Raw genomic sequence first — 15,966 nt, forward strand, 5'->3', positions numbered from 1 at the left:
GGCATCAGTGCCGCCGTGTGTCCGCGGTGTGTCCGCGGTGCGTCGGTCAGCGCGCGCCGGCGGTGGATCGCCGTACGACGAGCTCGGTGCTGACCAGGGTCGGACCGGGAGCGTCGGCCCCGGAAACGCGGGTGATCAGCAGCTCGACCGCTGCCTTGGCGATCCGCATCGGCTGCTGGTCGATGGCGGTGACCGGTGGCTGTGAGACGAGCAGCGTCTGGCTGTCGATACCGGCGATCAGCTTGAGATCCGCGGGTACGTCGACGCCGGCCAGCTCGGCGGCATCGAGGACTCCGAGGGCGCTGCCCTGCGGAAGCGCGAGGATCGCGTCCGGTGGGTTCTTCAGGCGGAGCAGCGAGTGCACCGCCTGGGCGGCGGCCGTGCGTGGATCGTCCGCGTCGATGGTCCGGATCAGCGGCCTGCGCCGGTGCTCGGCGCACCAGGCCCGATAGGCGGCGGTCGTGTCGGCGAACCAGGACCACCGTGCATCCGCGGTCAGCAAGGCGATTCGGACGGCGCCGCGGCCGGCGAGATGGTCCAGGGCCGAGGTCGCGCCGCCGGCATTGTCGGTGCCGACCCACCACGTGTCGGCACGCCGGATGTCCCGCTCGACGGTCACGGTCGGGATGCCGGCCTGGTCGAGGATCCGGAGCGCCGGATCGCGTTCCTGCGGGTCGGCGATGATGACGCCGTCGACGTCGAGCCGGGCGAGATCCTCGAGGTCCGTCGGTCGTGGTGCGAGCAGCAACTGACGGCCGGAGTCGACAGCGGCCGCCGCGCAGGCCGCGACGAGTGCCATGTCGTAGTCCGCGTTCAGAAGCCAGTCCTGTACGCCGTGCTCGCGCCGGGGGAAGCAGAGCGCGAAGATGCCGGTCTCGCCGGATCGCAGTGCCCGTGCGCTGCGCCGCGGCCGCCAGCCGACGTCGCGGACCGAGTCGAGCACCCGCTGCCGGGTGGACGGATCGACCCGCCCCTTGCCGTTGACGACATCGGACACGGTTGTCATCGAGACACCGGCGTGGCTGGCCACGTCCCTGATGGTCACGGTGCGGCGTGCGGTCATCGGCTGCTCTCTGGGTGCGGACTGCGCCGCACGGGTGCGGTCGCAGTGTGTTGACTTTAGCGGAGCTGCCTTCCTACGCTATGCCGAAACGTTTCGTCAATCGAGCGGATTCCCTGTGTCCTCCCTCTCCCCGCAGGTCACGCCGGCGAACTGGCTGCAGTGGCCGCAGCTCCGATCAAGCTTTCAGCACGTGAGCGAGCTGGTGCCGACGGCACCGGTCGACCGTGGTCCGGACGCCCCGTGGTTCCTGGACGGCTGGTCCGCACAGGACGGTCCGGGCCCCGCACTGGGAGCAGCGAACGTGTCGCCCGCCGGTGGGCAGCGGGTCGCGCTCGACGACTTGCTGACCGACTCGCAGACGGACGCGTTCGTCGTACTGCATCGGGGTCGCGCGCTGCACGAGGAGTACCGGCACGGCATGGGACAGCGGGTCCCGCACCTGGCGATGTCGGTGTCGAAGTCCGTGTCCGCCAGTGCGGTCGGTGCGGTGGTGGATGCGGGGGAGCTGCACCTCGACGCCGAGGTGGCCGAGCTGATCGGCGAGTTCCGCGGTACCGGGATGGAGGGCGCCACGGTCCGGGACGTGCTGGACATGCGAACCGGTACCCGCGAGGAGATCACCACGCTGGAGCAGCAGCGGGCGTACTACGCGAACGTGCAATGGGCTCCGGCGTCCGAACGCGTGGCCGACGAGAACTCCCGGACCCACTTCTGGCGGATGCGCCGCACGAGACCGCACGGAGGCGACTTCGAGTACCGCTCGACTCTCACCTGCGTCCTGGCCATGCTCGCGGAACGCGCCACCGGCCGCAGCTTCCCGGACGTGCTCTCGACGTACCTCTGGTCACGGCTCGGGGCGGAGTACCCGGCCGCGATCACGGTGGATCGGGACGGCAACGCGCTTGCGGACATCGGGTTCTGCTGCACGGTCCGCGACCTGGCGCGGCTGGGGGAGGTGTTGCGGCGCGACGGGATCCGGCCGGACGGCGAACGGCTGCTCTCCGCGGAGTGGGTCGCCGATACGCTCACCGCCGCGCCGGGCCAGCTGTCGGCGTTCCGCGAGCGGGGTACGGCGTACCTCCCGATGGCGACGGCGTACTACCGCAACCAGTGGTGGGTGGCCCGCGGCCGTACGCCGGGACGCCGCGACGGCATCTACTTCGCGCTCGGGATCCACGGGCAGTTGCTGATGATCCACGAAGCGGCCGAGGTCGTGATCGCGAAGTTCTCGTCCTGGCGGCAGACCTGGGAGGACGACCTGGCCCAGGCGACGATCCGCGGATGCATCGAGCTCGCCGAGCAGCTCGCTCAGAACTGAAGACTCGCTCAGAACCGAAGACTCGCTCAGAACCGAAGACTCGCTCAGAACCGAAGACAGGGCCCGGCGTGGACGGCGTCGTACGGCGTGCCGGGCCAGTACTCGACTCGTCCGGTGCGGGGTTCGAGGCGAACGCTGAGCAGGGTCTGCCAACGCTGAGTCGGTGGCAACGAGGGATCGGCCTTCATGCAGATCGGTGCGGAGTCACGCGACGTCCCGCACAGCTGATCCGCAAGCGCAGCCAAACCGGTTGTCGCGGCCGGTCGAGCCGCGGCGAGGTGCTCGAAACGCTGCGCTGAGGTGCTGAGCGGCGGAATCACGCCGCCGGCACGCAGCTGTGGGTCGAGGAAGTGGTTGGTGTGGACGAGCCATTCGCCGGCCGGTTCGACGGCTGCCACTCCGGCGGGCGAGATCTCGATCGCGGCCGCCGCGGGCGATTCGTTGCCGGCGGCAAGGGTGGCAAGGGTGGTAAGGGTGGCGAAGGTGGCAAGGACAGTGATGACGCTGGACGCGCTCACCGGCGCCGACCGGGCCAGTTCGCACGCGTCGTCGACGGTCCGGGCTTCCTCGAGGATCCGGCGCGCGACCACATGTACGGGAACGCCGCCGGCTGACGAGTCCGACGTGTGATGCAGGATGTTGAAGTTGACCGAGAGCCCGGCGCTGTTGAGACCGATCTTCGCGGGCATGCCGGGCTCGGTGAAGGTCTTGACCCACTGGCCGTCCGCCGTGGTGCTTCGCCACCACAACGCCTCCGGGACCAGTTGCGGATGCCAGTCCCAGGTCTGGAACGCGACCGACGAGCCGAGATCTACGAGAGTGGAGCATTCACCCGGCCCGGACTCATTCGCCGCGGCGAGGACTTCGGTACGGGCGGTCAGCATCGCGATGTCGTCCGTGGGGATGCCCGCGCCCTCGGCCGTCGCGACGAGCCGGTCGGCCTGCGACGGCCACCAGGCGGCGGTCGCCTCCAGCGAGGAGCGGGCCACCCGGCGTACGACGGGGTCGTCGATCCCGAGCAGCCGGTAGTGCTCGCGATAGCCGGCCGCTGCCGTCGAGATCGCCGCCGACCAGTCCCTGCCTAGCTGCCGCGCGGCATCGAGCGGTGGCGTCGAGCCGCTGTCGTACCGGTGGACTCTCAAGCTGTGCCGTCCTCCATCCGTGTCATCAGTTCGACCAGGTCGGGATGGGTCCGCGGACCGCCGGCCAGGTCTTCCCGGACTCCGCTCCTGGTGGCGGGGCTCATGTCCTGGCTGAGCTTGAACATCGACTGCTCGCCGGTGACCCGGATACGGAACGCGGCGACACCCCGCACGATGCGTTCGAAGTACTCGCGCGACGGCGACGGATCCCACCGTCGCGGTCGCCTCGACTCCAGCGCTTCGATCGTGGCCTCGACGACCTCGAGCGCTTGCTGCTCACCCTCGAGAAGCTCGACCTCACCGGTGAGGTGGACGGCTGCGTAGTCGAGGGTCGGCGCGGCAGGCGCGAAGTCGTACACCTGCGGGGAGACGTAGCCGTGCGACGTACTGAAGATGACCAGGACGGGTGACGGCGTCCGGAACAGCTCCCAGTGCGGGTTCTTCCGGCCCATGTGTCCCAAGAGCGTCCGGCCGACCAGGGGCGCGTCCGGGTCGATGTCCGGCGGAAGGATGACCGGGAGGTGCGAGGCCACCGGCGGCTGGCCGTCGACGGCGCTGACCACGGTGGCGAACGGTTGGGTCCGGACGAGCTCGACAACGGCACGCTGACTCGGCGCCGCGAACCGTGGATAGACGTGCATAGGGCTCCTCTGCCTCCGCGGACTGCTTACGCTAACCCGGACCGCTGCCCGTCGGCGATGGACGAAATGCCCACGTCGACGCATTCGCGCAGCTTTTTGCCTACGCGAGGCCCCGACCTCGTAGCGCGAGCCACAGTTGACTGGTTTGGTCGGCGTCGTCCAGGTCGATGCCTGCGACCCGTTGGGCGTTGGTGATCCGTTGCCGCATCGTGTTGCGGTGTACGCCGAGCAGCGCCGCCGCGCGGTCCCAGTGCCCCGCACAGCGCAGGTACGCGACGACGGCACCGATCAGATCGCTGCGCGAATGCGCCAGCAGAGCATCGATCTGGTCGGTGGCTCGCGACCCTCGGCGCTCATCGTGGATCTCGCCCGGCGCCGTTCGGGCCAGCGCCACCGCCAGCAACATTCGATGCGTCGGTAGCGCGTCCAGGGCCGCGACCGGTCCGGCGACGATCCTGACGTCCTGCAGTTCCAGACCGCGGAGTGTCTCGAGTACGGCGGTCGTGTGATCCGGGCGGGCCAGGATCCACAGGCAGTCGTCCTGCTGGGCGAGCCAGGTGGACCGCAGTACGACCGGCTGCCGAGCCCATCGGTCGAGGAGATCGTCGGCGCTCACGGCGGTCGTGGGGCCTGCGACGATCACGCGGACGGCGGCCGGCAGCCGCGACCCGATCTCGGAGCCGAGTACCTGAGCGGCGTCGGTGTGTCCCGCCAGGGCGAGCAGAACCTGGCAGTGCCGCTCGGTGCGGTGCCGGCTCACCGACTCACGGCGCTGCTCCAGTCGCATCGTCAGCAGCGCGCAGGCTGCCAGGACGACCTGCTCGTCCGGGCGCCGGGCGTCGCGCGGCCAGGCGGTGGCAACGAATCCGCGCACCTTGTTCTGGCCGGCGAGTGGGTGCGCGACGACGTCCTCGTCGTCCAACGGGAAGGTCGCCGCCGAATGCGGGCCGGCACCTCGGAGCCAGTCGATCTCCTGCCGGATCCGCTCGGCGCGCGGCCGCGCGGCGTCCGGCCACACCTCCAGCGGCGTGCCGTCCGCGTCGAGGTACGCCGCCCAGCCGCCGGTGGACTGGGCGAGCAGCTGGACGATGGCGCGCGCCGGATCCGGTTCGCCCGCTGCCCGGATCAGCGCCCGGTGCGCGTTCAGCGCGAGGCTCAGCTCGGCCCGGCCCGCCACCAGTTGGAGCTCCCAATAGGCGCGCGTGATCACCAGGAACGGCGTCGGGGCCGGGACCCGGAACAGCGGCAGACCGGCGGCGTCACACGCCCGGACGACGGCGACCGGGACCTCGGCGTGCACGGGACCCAGCCCGAACCCGAGACCGCTGATGCCGTGCCGTGCCAGTCTCGCGACGTACGCCCTGGCCTGGCCGGCGTGTCCGCTCAACGGCATGCCGGTCGTGAGCAGGAGCTCGCCGCCGGACAGGTAGGTGGTGGGATCCTGGAGCTCGCTGATGTGGACCGCACCGAGCTCGGTCGCGGGCAGGTCGCACTCGTTGACTAGCTCGAGATCGGTCCCGAGCACCTTGGCCAGGTCGGCGAGCTTGGGCATGACGGTCCTCGCGATATGTGGGCGATTCGTCCAGCTGTCCGGACCACCTGAGCATATCGTCCACAGTGCCGCGAACGCCTCCGCTCGTACGCTGACGGCATGACAGAACAGCGGCGGAAGCTGGTCTCCGAGGTTCCAGGCCCCCGGTCACGGACGTTGCAGGCGTACCGCGAGCAGCATCTCCCACCGGGGCTCGGCAGCACCCTGCCGGTGTTCGTCGAGCGGGCCGACGGCGGTGTCCTCGTCGATGTCGACGGCAACCATTTCGTCGACCTCGCGAGTGGCATCGCGGTGACGAGTGTCGGCGCCCGGGCGCCGGAGGTGGTCGAGCGGGTCCGCGATCAGCTGGATCGCTTCACCCATACGTGCTTCCTGGTGACGGAGTACGAGTCGTACGTCGAGGTCGCCGCCTGGCTGAACGAGCACACGCCGGGCGCGCATCCCAAGACGACCGCGCTGTTCAGCACCGGTGCGGAGGCGGTGGAGAACGCCGTGAAGATCGCCCGGGCCGCGACCGGACGTCCCGGTGTCGTGGTCTTCGAGCACGCGTTCCACGGCCGCAGTCTGCTGGCGCTGGCAATGACCGCCAAGGATGTCCCGTACAAGGCCGGCTTCGGTCCGTTCGCCGAGCAGGTGTACCGCGCTCCGCTGGCCTATCCGCTGCGCTGGCCGACCGGGGCGGAGAACGCGACCGCCGAGGCGCTGTCGGCACTCGAGGAACTGCTCGCCGGCGTCGGGCCCGAGACCGTCGCGGCGGTCGTGATCGAGCCGATCCAGGGCGAGGGCGGATTCGTCGTACCGTCGGCAGGATTCCTGGCGGGCGTGCAGGAGATCGCGCGGCGGCACGGGATCGTGTTCGTGGCGGACGAGATCCAGACCGGGATCGCCCGGACCGGGCGGCTCTTCGCGAGCGAGTACGACGCCTTGGAGCCGGACCTGGTGGTGACGGCGAAGGCCCTCGGCGGCGGGCTTCCGCTGGCCGCCGTGACCGGCCGGTCCGACATCATGGCGGCGCCGCGGCCCGGGAGCATCGGCGGCACGTACGCCGGCAGCCCGCTCGCGTGTGCGGCCGCGCTCGGTGTCTTCGAGGCAGTGGCGAAACGCGACCTGGTCGGTGCCGCCCAGCGGATCGGGGCGACGATCCGGGACGTGGTCGGACCGGTGGCCGACGCGGCTCCGCACGCGGTCGAGCTGCGGGGCCGCGGCGCGATGATGGCCGTCGAGTTCGCCGTACCAGGCTCGCTGGAACCGGCGGCGGAGGTCGCCGCGCGGATCAGTGCGCACTGTCACCGGGAAGGTGTGCTGACCTTGCTCTGTGGGACCTACGGGAACGTCGTCAGACTCCTGCCGCCACTGGTCATCGACGACGACCTGCTCCGGGAAGGTCTCGGCGTCCTGACCCAAGCCATCGAGGAGTACGCATGACGATCGAGCTGAGCCACGACCCGCGCACGGGGGCCGCCGTCGACGGGCCGCCGTACACCTCGCCCGACGGCGTCGATGTCCACGTCAAGGCTGCGGATGCGGCGTTCCCTGCGGTGAGTACGGCGCATCCCGCGGAGCGCAGGCGGTGGCTGGACACTGTCGCCGACGCGCTCGACGACGCGGTCGACGAGCTCGTGGCGCTGGCGGACTCGGAGACCGCACTCGGCGAGGTCCGGCTCCGGGGCGAGCTGACCCGCGCAGCGGTCAACATGCGGTACTACGCGGCTGCGGGTGAAGCCGGCGACTGGTTGCGGCCGATCGTGCAGACCCTCCCGGGCGTCAACTTGTCGCGGGCAAACCTCCCGCTGGGACCGGTCGCGGTCTTCGGTGCGAGCAATTTCCCCTTCCAGTTCGGCGTTCTCGGGCACGACACGTGTTCCGCCCTGGCCGCCGGATGCCCGGTCGTGGCGAAGGCTCACCCCGCGCATCCGCGGCTCAGCGTCCGGCTGACCGAGATCGCCGTCGACGCGTTGACACGGGCCGGTGCACCGTCGGGGACACTCGGCCTGGTGGTCGGCTTCGACGCCGGTACCGCGCTCGTCGACCATCCGGCGATCACGGCGGTCGCGTTCACCGGCTCGTTGCGCGGTGGGCAGGCGATCGTCGAGCAGGCACGGCGCCGTTCCCGCCCGATCCCGGTGTACGCCGAGATGGGCACGGTCAACCCGGTGGTCGTCACGCCGGCCGGCGTTGCGCGGATGGCGGCGATCGCGGAAGAGTTCGCGGCGTCGTTCACCTTGGGCGTCGGGCAGTACTGCACGAAGCCGGGCCTGCTGCTCGCGCCGCGCGGGAGCGGCGTGACGGAGGCGGTGGCCGCGTCCGTGCGGGACCGCCAGGGTGCGTGGTTGCTGACCGACGGGATCGCCACGGCGTACCGCTCCGGCACTGCGGCCATGGCGGACGGCGCCGAACTGCTGGCCGAAGGACCCTCGGCGGTGGGCGGGTACGGCGTGGGTCCGGTCGCCTTGCGGGTCGACCCGGATCGCCTGCAGCCGGGCTCTTCCTGGCTCGAGGAATGCTTCGGCCCGGTCGCGCTGGTCGCCGAGTGCGACGACCTCGACGAGGTACTGGACGTGGTACGCCGGATGCAGCCGTCGCTGACCGGAGCCGTGTACGGAGGCGGCGCCGACGATCCCGATGTCGCCCGAGTGGTCGCCGTACTCGCGGGGCAGGTCGGCCGGGTGGTCGTGGACGGTGCGCCTACCGGTGTCGCCTGCGTCGATGCGATGCACCACGGCGGCCCGTGGCCCTCGACCAGTGAACCTGGGACGACCAGCGTCGGTGCGCGGGCACTCGAGCGCTTCACCCGGCCGGTCGCGTTCCAGAACGTTCCGGACGCGGCCCTCCCGCCGGCGCTGCAGCAGGCGAACCCATGGAATCTGAGGCGGGACGGGTGACGCTCGGTACGCCGCTCGCCTCGATCCGGGTGGCGGACTTCACCCGAGTGCTCGCGGGGCCGTTGGCGACCATGACGCTGGCCGACCTCGGAGCGGACGTGATCAAGGTCGAACGGCCCGGCAGCGGCGACGAGACCCGGTCCTGGGGCCCGCCGTGGTCGGCGCACGGATCGACGTACTTCGAGTGTGTGAACCGGACCAAACGCTCGATCGCGCTGAATCTGCGCGATCCGGTGGATCGTGCGACCGCGCTCCGGATCGCGCAGGACGCCGACGTGGTGATCGAGAACTTCGCGCCGGGCACGATGGAGCGGCTGGGCCTGGGGTACGACGCCGTGTCGACCGGGAACCCGGGCGTCGTCTACTGCTCGATCAGCGGATTCGGCAGCGCGGCACCAGATGGCCTGCTCGGCTACGACTTCGTGGTCCAGGCCGTCGGTGGACTGATGAGCATCACCGGTGACCCGGACGGCGTGCCGACGAAAGTGGGTGTCGCCCTGGTCGACGTCCTGACCGGCAAGGACGCGGTGATCGGGATCCTGGCCGCGCTCGAGGGGCGCCGCCGGACCGGCCGCGGCGACCGGATCGAGGTCTCGTTGCTGAGCAGCCTGCTCGCCGGCCTCGTCAACCAGGTCCAGGCCGCGCTGGAGACCGGTCGTCCCGGGCAGCGGCTGGCGAACCGGCATCCGAGCATCGCGCCGTACGAGACGCTCCGGTGTTCCGACGGTGTCGTCGCTGTTGCCTGCGGCAATGATGCGCAGTTCGCCCGGCTGACCGGCGTACTCGGGCTGCCGGAGTTGGCGACCGACCCGCGGTTCGCCGGTAACGCCGATCGGGTGGGTCATCGGGACACGCTCGCCGAGCTGCTGGAGCAGCGACTGCGGACCGGTTCGGCCGCCGCGTGGGTCGAGCGCCTCACCCGGGCGAAGGTTCCGGCGGGGAGGGTGAACACGATCCCGGAGGCACTCGCGTTCGCCCAGCAGGTCGGGCTCGATCCCGTCGTCGACGTCGGCCCCGGGCATACCCGGCAAGTACGTCCGCCGATCCGCTGGACGGCGTACTCCACTCGTCCGCCGACACCACCACCTGCCCTCGGCGCCGATACCGGGGCCGTTTTCGGGCTCACGAAGGAGATGTTGTGACCGCTGCAGCGCCGGCCGAGCAGTACGACCTGCTGGCCATCGACACGTTGCTGTCGAGCGACGAGAAGGACGTGCGCGCCTCGGTCCGCCAGTTCTGTGACTCGGCCGTCGACCCGCACGTGGCCGAGTGGTTCGAGGCCGGTGACCTGCCGTCGATCCGCGAGCTGACCAAGGCGCTCGGCGACCTCGGCGTACTCGGCATGCATCTGGACGGGTACGGGTGCGCCGGCATGAGCGCGGTCGAGTACGGCCTCGCCTGTCTCGAACTGGAGGCCTCCGACTCGGGTATCCGGTCGCTCGTCTCCGTTCAGGGGTCGCTGGCGATGTACGCGCTGTGGCGCTGGGGGAGCGACGAGCAGAAGGCCGAGTGGCTGCCGCGGATGGCCGCCGGGCTGGCGATCGGCTGCTTCGGGCTGACCGAGCCTGATCACGGGTCGGACCCGTCCGGGCTCCGGACGCGGGCTCGGCGCAGCGGTGCGGACTGGGTCCTGTCCGGTACGAAGACCTGGATCACGAACGGCTCGATCGCGGACGTCGCGATCGTGTGGGCGGATGCGGGCGAGGACGGCGGCATCCGGGGATTCGTCGTACCGACCGACAGCGCGGGGTTCACCGCCCATCCGATCGAGCACAAGCTGTCCCTGCGAGCATCGGTGACCAGTGAACTGGTGCTGGACGAGGTCAGGCTCCCGGAGTCGGCGGCACTGCCGGGTGTCACCGGGCTGCGCGGTCCGCTGTCCTGCCTGGGCGAGGCCCGGTACGGAATCGTCTGGGGTGCGATGGGGGCTGCACGGACCGCGTTCCGGACCGCCCTCGACTACTCACTGACCCGGCAGCAGTTCGGCCGGCCGATCGCGGGATTCCAGCTCACCCAGGAGAAGCTTGCCCGGATGAACCAGGAGCTTGCCCTGGGCACCTTGCTGGCGTTGCACCTCGGTCGGCTCAAGGACTCGTCGGGCGTGCGGCCGGCTCAGGTCAGCGCCGGCAAGCTCAACAACGTCGGCAAGGCCCTCGAGATCTGCCGCACGGCCCGGACGATCCTCGGAGCCAACGGCATCTCCCTGGAGTACCCGGTGATCCGGCATCTGACCAACCTCGAGTCCGTGCTGACGTACGAGGGGACGGCCGAGATCCACACGCTGACCGTCGGGCAGGCGCTGACCGGGATTCCGGCCTTCCGGTGATGCTCAGGCGATCCGGCCGTGCTCCGCGTGGACGGCGCCGGTGCGGGGCTCGATCCAGGCCTTGATGCGGGCCCAGGAGTTGCGCCAGTTCGTCAGGGCGGCTTCGCGGGCGGCGTCGGGGTCGCGGGATTCGAGCGCGCCGAGGATCAGGAGGTGTTCCTCGTACGCCTCCTTGCGGATCTGTTCGTCGCGGAAGGCGGCGCGTTCGATCCGGCGGAGTTCGACTTTGAGTTGTTCGAGGTAACCGATCAGCACCGGGTTGCCCGCAGCCAGGTAGTACACGTCGTGGAACTGCTCGTCGAGTTCCTGCGCGCGGGCGACGTCCTGCTGGTCGGCCATCTCGTCGACCATCGCGCGGAGGCTGGTCAGCTCCGGCCCGCCGAGGGTGGTCGCCGCGATCTCGGCGGCGTGCGCGTCCAGCACCCCGCCGAGGTCGTAGAGGTGCACGGCGCGGTCGAACTGGAGATCCGCGACCCGCGTGCTGCGGCCGCGCGCGATCTCGACCAGCCCCTCCTGGGAGAGCCGGATCAGCGCCTCGCGGACCGGCGTACGGCTGACGCCGAGCATCTCCGCGACGTCGGTGTCGCGGACGTTCTCGCCCGGTTCCAGCGGGCCGTTGACGATCCAGTCCCGCAGCCGCTCGTACGCGATGTCCTGGGCATTGACCCGGATCGGCAACTTGTCGCCGCCTGGCAACGGCATGTCAGCCCGCCCCCTCGTCGTTCGGTGCTGAGTCAGTGTGCACCATCCCCGGACCAGGGACGCGCGGATCTGGTACGACGGACCGCGAGATGCTGACGTGGACTGCGGTCCAGCCGCCGGCGACGCACTGGTTCACCTGCACGCGGGCGGCGGCGCCGAGGAGTTCGTACGCCTCGACCCTGGTCAACCGGTGGCCGGTGCGCAGACGCTCGATGAGGTCGGTGAACGCGTGCTGCAGGTTCCGTTCCAGCGGGGCGCCGAACTCGCAGCCGATCGAGCCGAGCGTGGTCGCGGTGTCGAGCCGCGGCGTCACGGGTTCGTCGCCGGGGTGGTCGGCAGCCTTCAGGATGTCGACCGTGATGTGTACGTCGGCGTTCGTCTCCAGCGCTGTACCGGTGACCTCGGCGTCGCCCATCGACGCGTGCACGTCGCCGAGGAACAGCAGCGCCCCGGGGACGTTGACCGGGAGCATGACGGTCGAGCCGGTCGTGATGCTCGGGCAGTCGACGTTGCCGCCGTGCCGCGGTCTGAACTCCAGCGAGCTGGCGGCACCGGCGGCGGGCGCCGTACCGATCGATCCGACCATCGGGCGCACCGGCAGCCTCAGGTCGCCGACACCGGTCGGGAAGATGACCGTGTCGCCGTCGAGCGGGCAGATCCGGGTGTCGGGCAGCCCGTCGTCGAGCGGGCTCCAATGACCGCCGCAGACGCCCTTGGAGTCCCCGGTGACCAGCGTGGCGGCGTACGGCGCGAACGTGCCGAGCTCGATGCGGTCGATCCGGACCGCGAGCCGGTCGCCCGGCTCCGCGCCGTCGACGTACATCGGGCCGGTGACGGGGTTGTACTGCCCGATGAGGTCGAGCAGCTCGTGCTCGCGGCCGAACAACTGTTCGCTCGACGACACCTTGTTCGAGAAGCAGTCGTACGTCTCGACCACCAACGACGTTCCCGCTCCAACCCGCACCACCGGCTCCACCCCACCATCAAAGGCAAACCCGTGCGCGGCCCGCGGCACTCGGACACTCGTCATCGCTCCCCGCCCCCGAACACGAGACGGCCCGCACTCATCGTCAGTACCGGGCGCGCGTCGGCGATCCGCTCCGGCGGGAGCTCTCGGGGGTCGTCGCCCAGGGCAACAAGATCGGCGTCGTACCCCACCGCAACCTTCCCGCGCCGCCCACCGGCACCCGCGGCGATCGCGCCGCTCGTGGTTGCGCAAGCCAGCGCCTCCGTGACCGTGATGCGCTGCTCCGGCTGCAGGCCCTCCCGGGTCACCGCAAGCTGTACGGCGACCAGCGGATCCGTGTCGCGCTGGTCGACCCGAAGCCCCAGCCGCCGATCGGACCCGATCGTGACGACCACGCCCGCGTCCAGCAAGGCACGGTACGGACTGAGCATGCTCTGGAACTCGTCGCCGCCACGCGCCGCCAGCACCGGGCCTTGGGCAACGATCTCCCACGGCTGCACCTCGACGGCAACCCCCAGCGCGGCCAGCCGGACGACGTCCTCACGGCGGACCCGGCGCGCATGGATCACCCGATGCGGCGGCAGCGCCGTACCGGCCCGCGACGGCAGACCGGACAGTACGTCGAGCGCCTCCGCGACGCCCAGATCGCCCATCGCGTGGATCGACAGCGCGGCACCGAACGCGTCCGCGCGTTTCCCGAGCCGTCCCGCCTCCTCGGCGCCGGGGTAGCGGAACGAGTCGATCCGCGGACCGCCCGGCTCGGAGTACCAGCCGTTGTCGAGCGACATCTTGAACCCGGCGAACGTGATCAGCGGCGAGGAGGTCTGCACAGCTGTGACGTCGCCTGTGTAGTCGTCGACCCGCCAGATCGACGGCCGGAAGCTGTACCGCAACGGCAGCTCGCCGGCCAGCGCGTCGATCAGGCCGAGGTCGGTGAACGAACGCTCCAGGTGGATCGGCGTCCGGCGGTCCTCGACCGGGTACGTCGCGATGTCGTGCACCTCGGTGATCCCACGCGCGGACAGGTCGGCGAGCAGGTCCCGCAGTTCCGCGAGCCGCCGGGCCCGGTTCGGAGGCGGTACGACGCCCGCGGCCAGGCGGCTCCAGATGGCGGTTCCCCGCAGTACGCCGGTCGGTGCACCGTCGTCGTACCGCTCGATGCGGCCCCCGGCAGGGTCCGCGGTGTCGGCGTCGATGCGGGCGCGCTGCAGGGCGACCGTGTTGAGGATCGCGATGCTGTGGTCGAGGCTGCGCAGGAACAGCGGGCGGCCGTCGGTGGCCTGGTCGAGTTCGCCGAGCGTTGGGAGTTCGGGCTCGGGCAGGCTGCTGGGGAGCCAGTCGCCGCCGGTCACCCAGTCGCCGGGCGTGACCCGGGCGGCGACGGTACGGAGACTGTCGAGCGCCTCGTCATGGGTCGTCGTGCCGGACCAGTTGATCGTCCAGCGGTCCTCGGCGCTCCAGCCGAGGTGGGTGTGACTGTCGACGAAGCCCGGCAGGAGGACGGCACCGTCGAGGTCGACGACCCGCTCGGCCGGCGGCTCCGGCTCGCCGTGGTGTCCTACCGCACTGATCGAACCGCCCGTCACGGCGACCCACGTCAGGCCCGCCGAGCCGTTGAGGATTCTTGCCTCACGCAACAAGATGTCAGCCATCGAGCTCCTCGATCCGGGCGGGGTGGGCGTACACGTCGGGCCGGTCGTGCTGCAGCGAGCGGAGTTCGTTCCGCCGTACCCGCACCGCCTCCGGATCGAGGTCGACGGTGAGGACGGCGGGCGCGTCGTCGGCCCGCGCGACGACGGTGCCCCACGGGTCGACGACCAGGCTGTGGCCGTACGCCGAGAACCCGGTCGAGTCGGTCCCGATCTGCGCCGGAGCCAGTACGTAGCAGAGGTTCTCGATCGCGCGGGCGCGGAGCAAGGCCTCCCAGTGCGCGGGCCCGGTGTACGCCGAGAAGTTGGCGGGGACGCTCAGCACGGTAGCGCCGGCGGCCGCGAGGTTCCGGTAGAGCGCGGGGAACCGCAGGTCGTAGCAGATGCTCAGCCCGAGCGTGATGTCCCCGGCCCGGACCACCGCGGTGTCGTCACCGGGCGCCGTGAACGCCGCCTCGTCGTCCGCCGGCTCATCCGTCCGGTCGAGCCGGAACAGATGCACCTTCCGGTACCGGGCAGCGATCCGCCCGGACCGGTCGAACACGAGGCAACTGTTGTACGCATGCGCGGCATCGCCGGACGGCGTCCACGCCCCACCGAGCACCACGGCCAACCGCAACTCCCGGGCGAGCCCGGCGATCCGGCGCAGTGCAGGCCCGTCGTCCGCCTCGACGTACGCCGGATCGTACGGGCCGCGGTAGATGCTTGCCTCCGGCAAGAACGCGAACGCGCTCCCGGCCCCGGCCGCCGTCCGCAGCGACTTCTCGATCGCCTCCAGATTGGCGCCCCGATCCGCTCCGGACCCCAGCTGTACGACGCTCACCCAGGTCATAGGGCCTCCCGGCCTGGGCTGAGGAGCGGCGGGAGCGAAGCGACTTTTGGGGCGAGGGCATACGGGATGCACAGCGGGCTGCCGGTGCGGGGGTCCGCGATCACGTCGGACTCGATGCCGAACACGTCCCGGACCATGTCCTGGGTCAGTACCTCGTCCGGGCGGCCGTTCGCGTAGACGTCGCCACCGCGGACGGCGACCATCCGGTCCGAGTACGCCGCCGCCTGGTTCAGGTCGTGCAGCACCATCAGGATCGTCGTACCGTGCTCGTGGTTGAGCCGCCGGAGCAGCTCCATCAGTTCGAGCTGGTACGCGACGTCGAGGAACGTGGTCGGCTCGTCCAGCAGGATGATCCTGGTGTCCTGCGCGAGCGCCATCGCGATCCACGCCCGCTGCCGCTGCCCGCCGGACAGCCGTTCCAGCGGACGGTGCGCGAGGTCGGTCATCCCGGTCTGGTCGAGCGCCCAGGCGACGGTCTGCCGGTCCTCGTCGGACTTGATCCCGAGGAACTGCCGGTGCGGGTAGCGCCCGTGCTCGACCAGGTCCATCACGGTCATGCCTTCCGGCGCCGTCGGCCCCTGCGGGAGGATCGCGAGTTGCTGCGCGAGCGTCCGGGACGGGATGGTGGCGATCTCCTTGCCGTCCAGCAGCACGCGACCGGAGCGTTGGTCGAGCAGCCGTCCGATACAGCGCAGCAGCGTGCTCTTCCCACAGCCGTTCCGGCCGACCAGGCTGGTGACGGCGCCCTCCTCGATCTCGAGCGACAGATCCGGGATCACCACGAGCGGTCCGTAGCTGAGCCGCAGGTTCTCGGTGCGGAGGCGGCTGGTCATGGGGCCTCCCGGCCTGGACTGAGGAGTGGAGGGAGCGAAGCGACCGGAACGACGAGGGA

14 protein-coding genes are annotated in these 15,966 nt (G+C 70.8%); 5 read left to right on the forward strand and 9 right to left on the reverse strand.

The window, feature by feature from the left end; all coding sequences use genetic code 11:
- Positions 1–46: 46 nt before the first annotated feature.
- The gene (locus JOF29_RS15045) at positions 47–1,063 is read right to left on the reverse strand and encodes a LacI family DNA-binding transcriptional regulator (RefSeq protein ID WP_209694815.1); all 1,017 of its coding nucleotides are present in this window, start codon (positions 1,061–1,063) and stop codon (positions 47–49) included.
- 190 nt (positions 1,064–1,253) lie between these two features.
- Between JOF29_RS15045 and JOF29_RS15050 the strand changes: the two genes are divergently transcribed.
- A complete protein-coding gene (locus JOF29_RS15050) occupies positions 1,254–2,381 on the forward strand; it encodes a serine hydrolase domain-containing protein (RefSeq protein ID WP_209694816.1) in 1,128 nt (375 codons plus the stop codon).
- A 44-nt stretch (positions 2,382–2,425) separates the two neighbouring features.
- On the opposite strand, the gene JOF29_RS15055 is transcribed toward JOF29_RS15050, so the two are convergent.
- From JOF29_RS15055 to JOF29_RS15065, 3 genes are all read right to left on the reverse strand, one after another.
- Positions 2,426–3,523 carry a C45 family autoproteolytic acyltransferase/hydrolase gene (locus tag JOF29_RS15055; RefSeq protein ID WP_209694817.1) on the reverse strand — a complete coding sequence of 366 codons (1,098 nt, stop codon included), beginning with the start codon at positions 3,521–3,523 and terminating at the stop codon, positions 2,426–2,428.
- Positions 3,520–4,164 carry an FMN-binding negative transcriptional regulator gene (locus JOF29_RS15060; protein ID WP_209694818.1) on the reverse strand — a complete coding sequence of 215 codons (645 nt, stop codon included), beginning with the start codon at positions 4,162–4,164 and terminating at the stop codon, positions 3,520–3,522. Before JOF29_RS15060 ends, JOF29_RS15055 begins: the two co-directional genes overlap by 4 nt.
- 100 nt (positions 4,165–4,264) lie before the next feature.
- Positions 4,265–5,716, reverse strand: a complete 1,452-nt coding sequence (locus tag JOF29_RS15065; RefSeq protein ID WP_209694819.1) for a PucR family transcriptional regulator — start codon at positions 5,714–5,716, stop codon at positions 4,265–4,267.
- Positions 5,717–5,815: 99 nt separating this feature from the next.
- Between JOF29_RS15065 and gabT the strand changes: the two genes are divergently transcribed.
- Genes gabT through JOF29_RS15085 form a run of 4 tightly spaced genes read left to right on the forward strand, consistent with a single transcriptional unit; the run spans position 5,816 to position 10,924 of the window.
- Positions 5,816–7,141, forward strand: coding sequence for a 4-aminobutyrate--2-oxoglutarate transaminase (gene gabT, locus JOF29_RS15070; protein ID WP_209694820.1), 1,326 nt, complete (start codon positions 5,816–5,818; stop codon positions 7,139–7,141).
- Positions 7,138–8,598: an aldehyde dehydrogenase family protein gene (locus JOF29_RS15075; RefSeq protein ID WP_209694821.1), complete on the forward strand. Its 1,461-nt coding sequence runs from the start codon at positions 7,138–7,140 to the stop codon at positions 8,596–8,598. Before gabT ends, JOF29_RS15075 begins: the two co-directional genes overlap by 4 nt.
- A complete protein-coding gene (locus JOF29_RS15080; RefSeq protein WP_209694822.1) occupies positions 8,574–9,740 on the forward strand; it encodes a CaiB/BaiF CoA transferase family protein in 1,167 nt (388 codons plus the stop codon). The genes JOF29_RS15075 and JOF29_RS15080 overlap by 25 nt, the downstream gene beginning before the upstream one ends.
- The gene (locus JOF29_RS15085; protein WP_209694823.1) at positions 9,737–10,924 is read left to right on the forward strand and encodes an acyl-CoA dehydrogenase family protein; all 1,188 of its coding nucleotides are present in this window, start codon (positions 9,737–9,739) and stop codon (positions 10,922–10,924) included. Before JOF29_RS15080 ends, JOF29_RS15085 begins: the two co-directional genes overlap by 4 nt.
- 3 nt (positions 10,925–10,927) lie before the next feature.
- On the opposite strand, the gene JOF29_RS15090 is transcribed toward JOF29_RS15085, so the two are convergent.
- From JOF29_RS15090 to JOF29_RS15110, 5 genes are read right to left on the reverse strand one after another with little or no spacing between them, the layout of a single operon-like run.
- Entirely contained in the window at positions 10,928–11,626 is a 699-nt protein-coding gene (locus JOF29_RS15090) for a GntR family transcriptional regulator (RefSeq protein WP_209694824.1), read from the reverse strand.
- Between the two features lies 1 nt (position 11,627).
- Positions 11,628–12,656: an acetamidase/formamidase family protein gene (locus JOF29_RS15095; RefSeq protein WP_209694825.1), complete on the reverse strand. Its 1,029-nt coding sequence runs from the start codon at positions 12,654–12,656 to the stop codon at positions 11,628–11,630.
- Positions 12,653–14,245 (reverse strand): amidohydrolase, encoded by a 1,593-nt coding sequence (locus tag JOF29_RS15100; protein ID WP_209694826.1) that lies wholly within the window; start codon positions 14,243–14,245, stop codon positions 12,653–12,655. Before JOF29_RS15100 ends, JOF29_RS15095 begins: the two co-directional genes overlap by 4 nt.
- Positions 14,238–15,074 (reverse strand): nitrilase-related carbon-nitrogen hydrolase, encoded by an 837-nt coding sequence (locus JOF29_RS15105; protein ID WP_209694827.1) that lies wholly within the window; start codon positions 15,072–15,074, stop codon positions 14,238–14,240. The genes JOF29_RS15100 and JOF29_RS15105 overlap by 8 nt, the downstream gene beginning before the upstream one ends.
- Positions 15,071–15,907 carry an ABC transporter ATP-binding protein gene (locus JOF29_RS15110; RefSeq protein ID WP_209694828.1) on the reverse strand — a complete coding sequence of 279 codons (837 nt, stop codon included), beginning with the start codon at positions 15,905–15,907 and terminating at the stop codon, positions 15,071–15,073. Before JOF29_RS15110 ends, JOF29_RS15105 begins: the two co-directional genes overlap by 4 nt.
- Positions 15,908–15,966: the final 59 nt, after the last annotated feature.

It is taken from the genome of Kribbella aluminosa (assembly GCF_017876295.1).
Taxonomy (GTDB): domain Bacteria; phylum Actinomycetota; class Actinomycetes; order Propionibacteriales; family Kribbellaceae; genus Kribbella; species Kribbella aluminosa.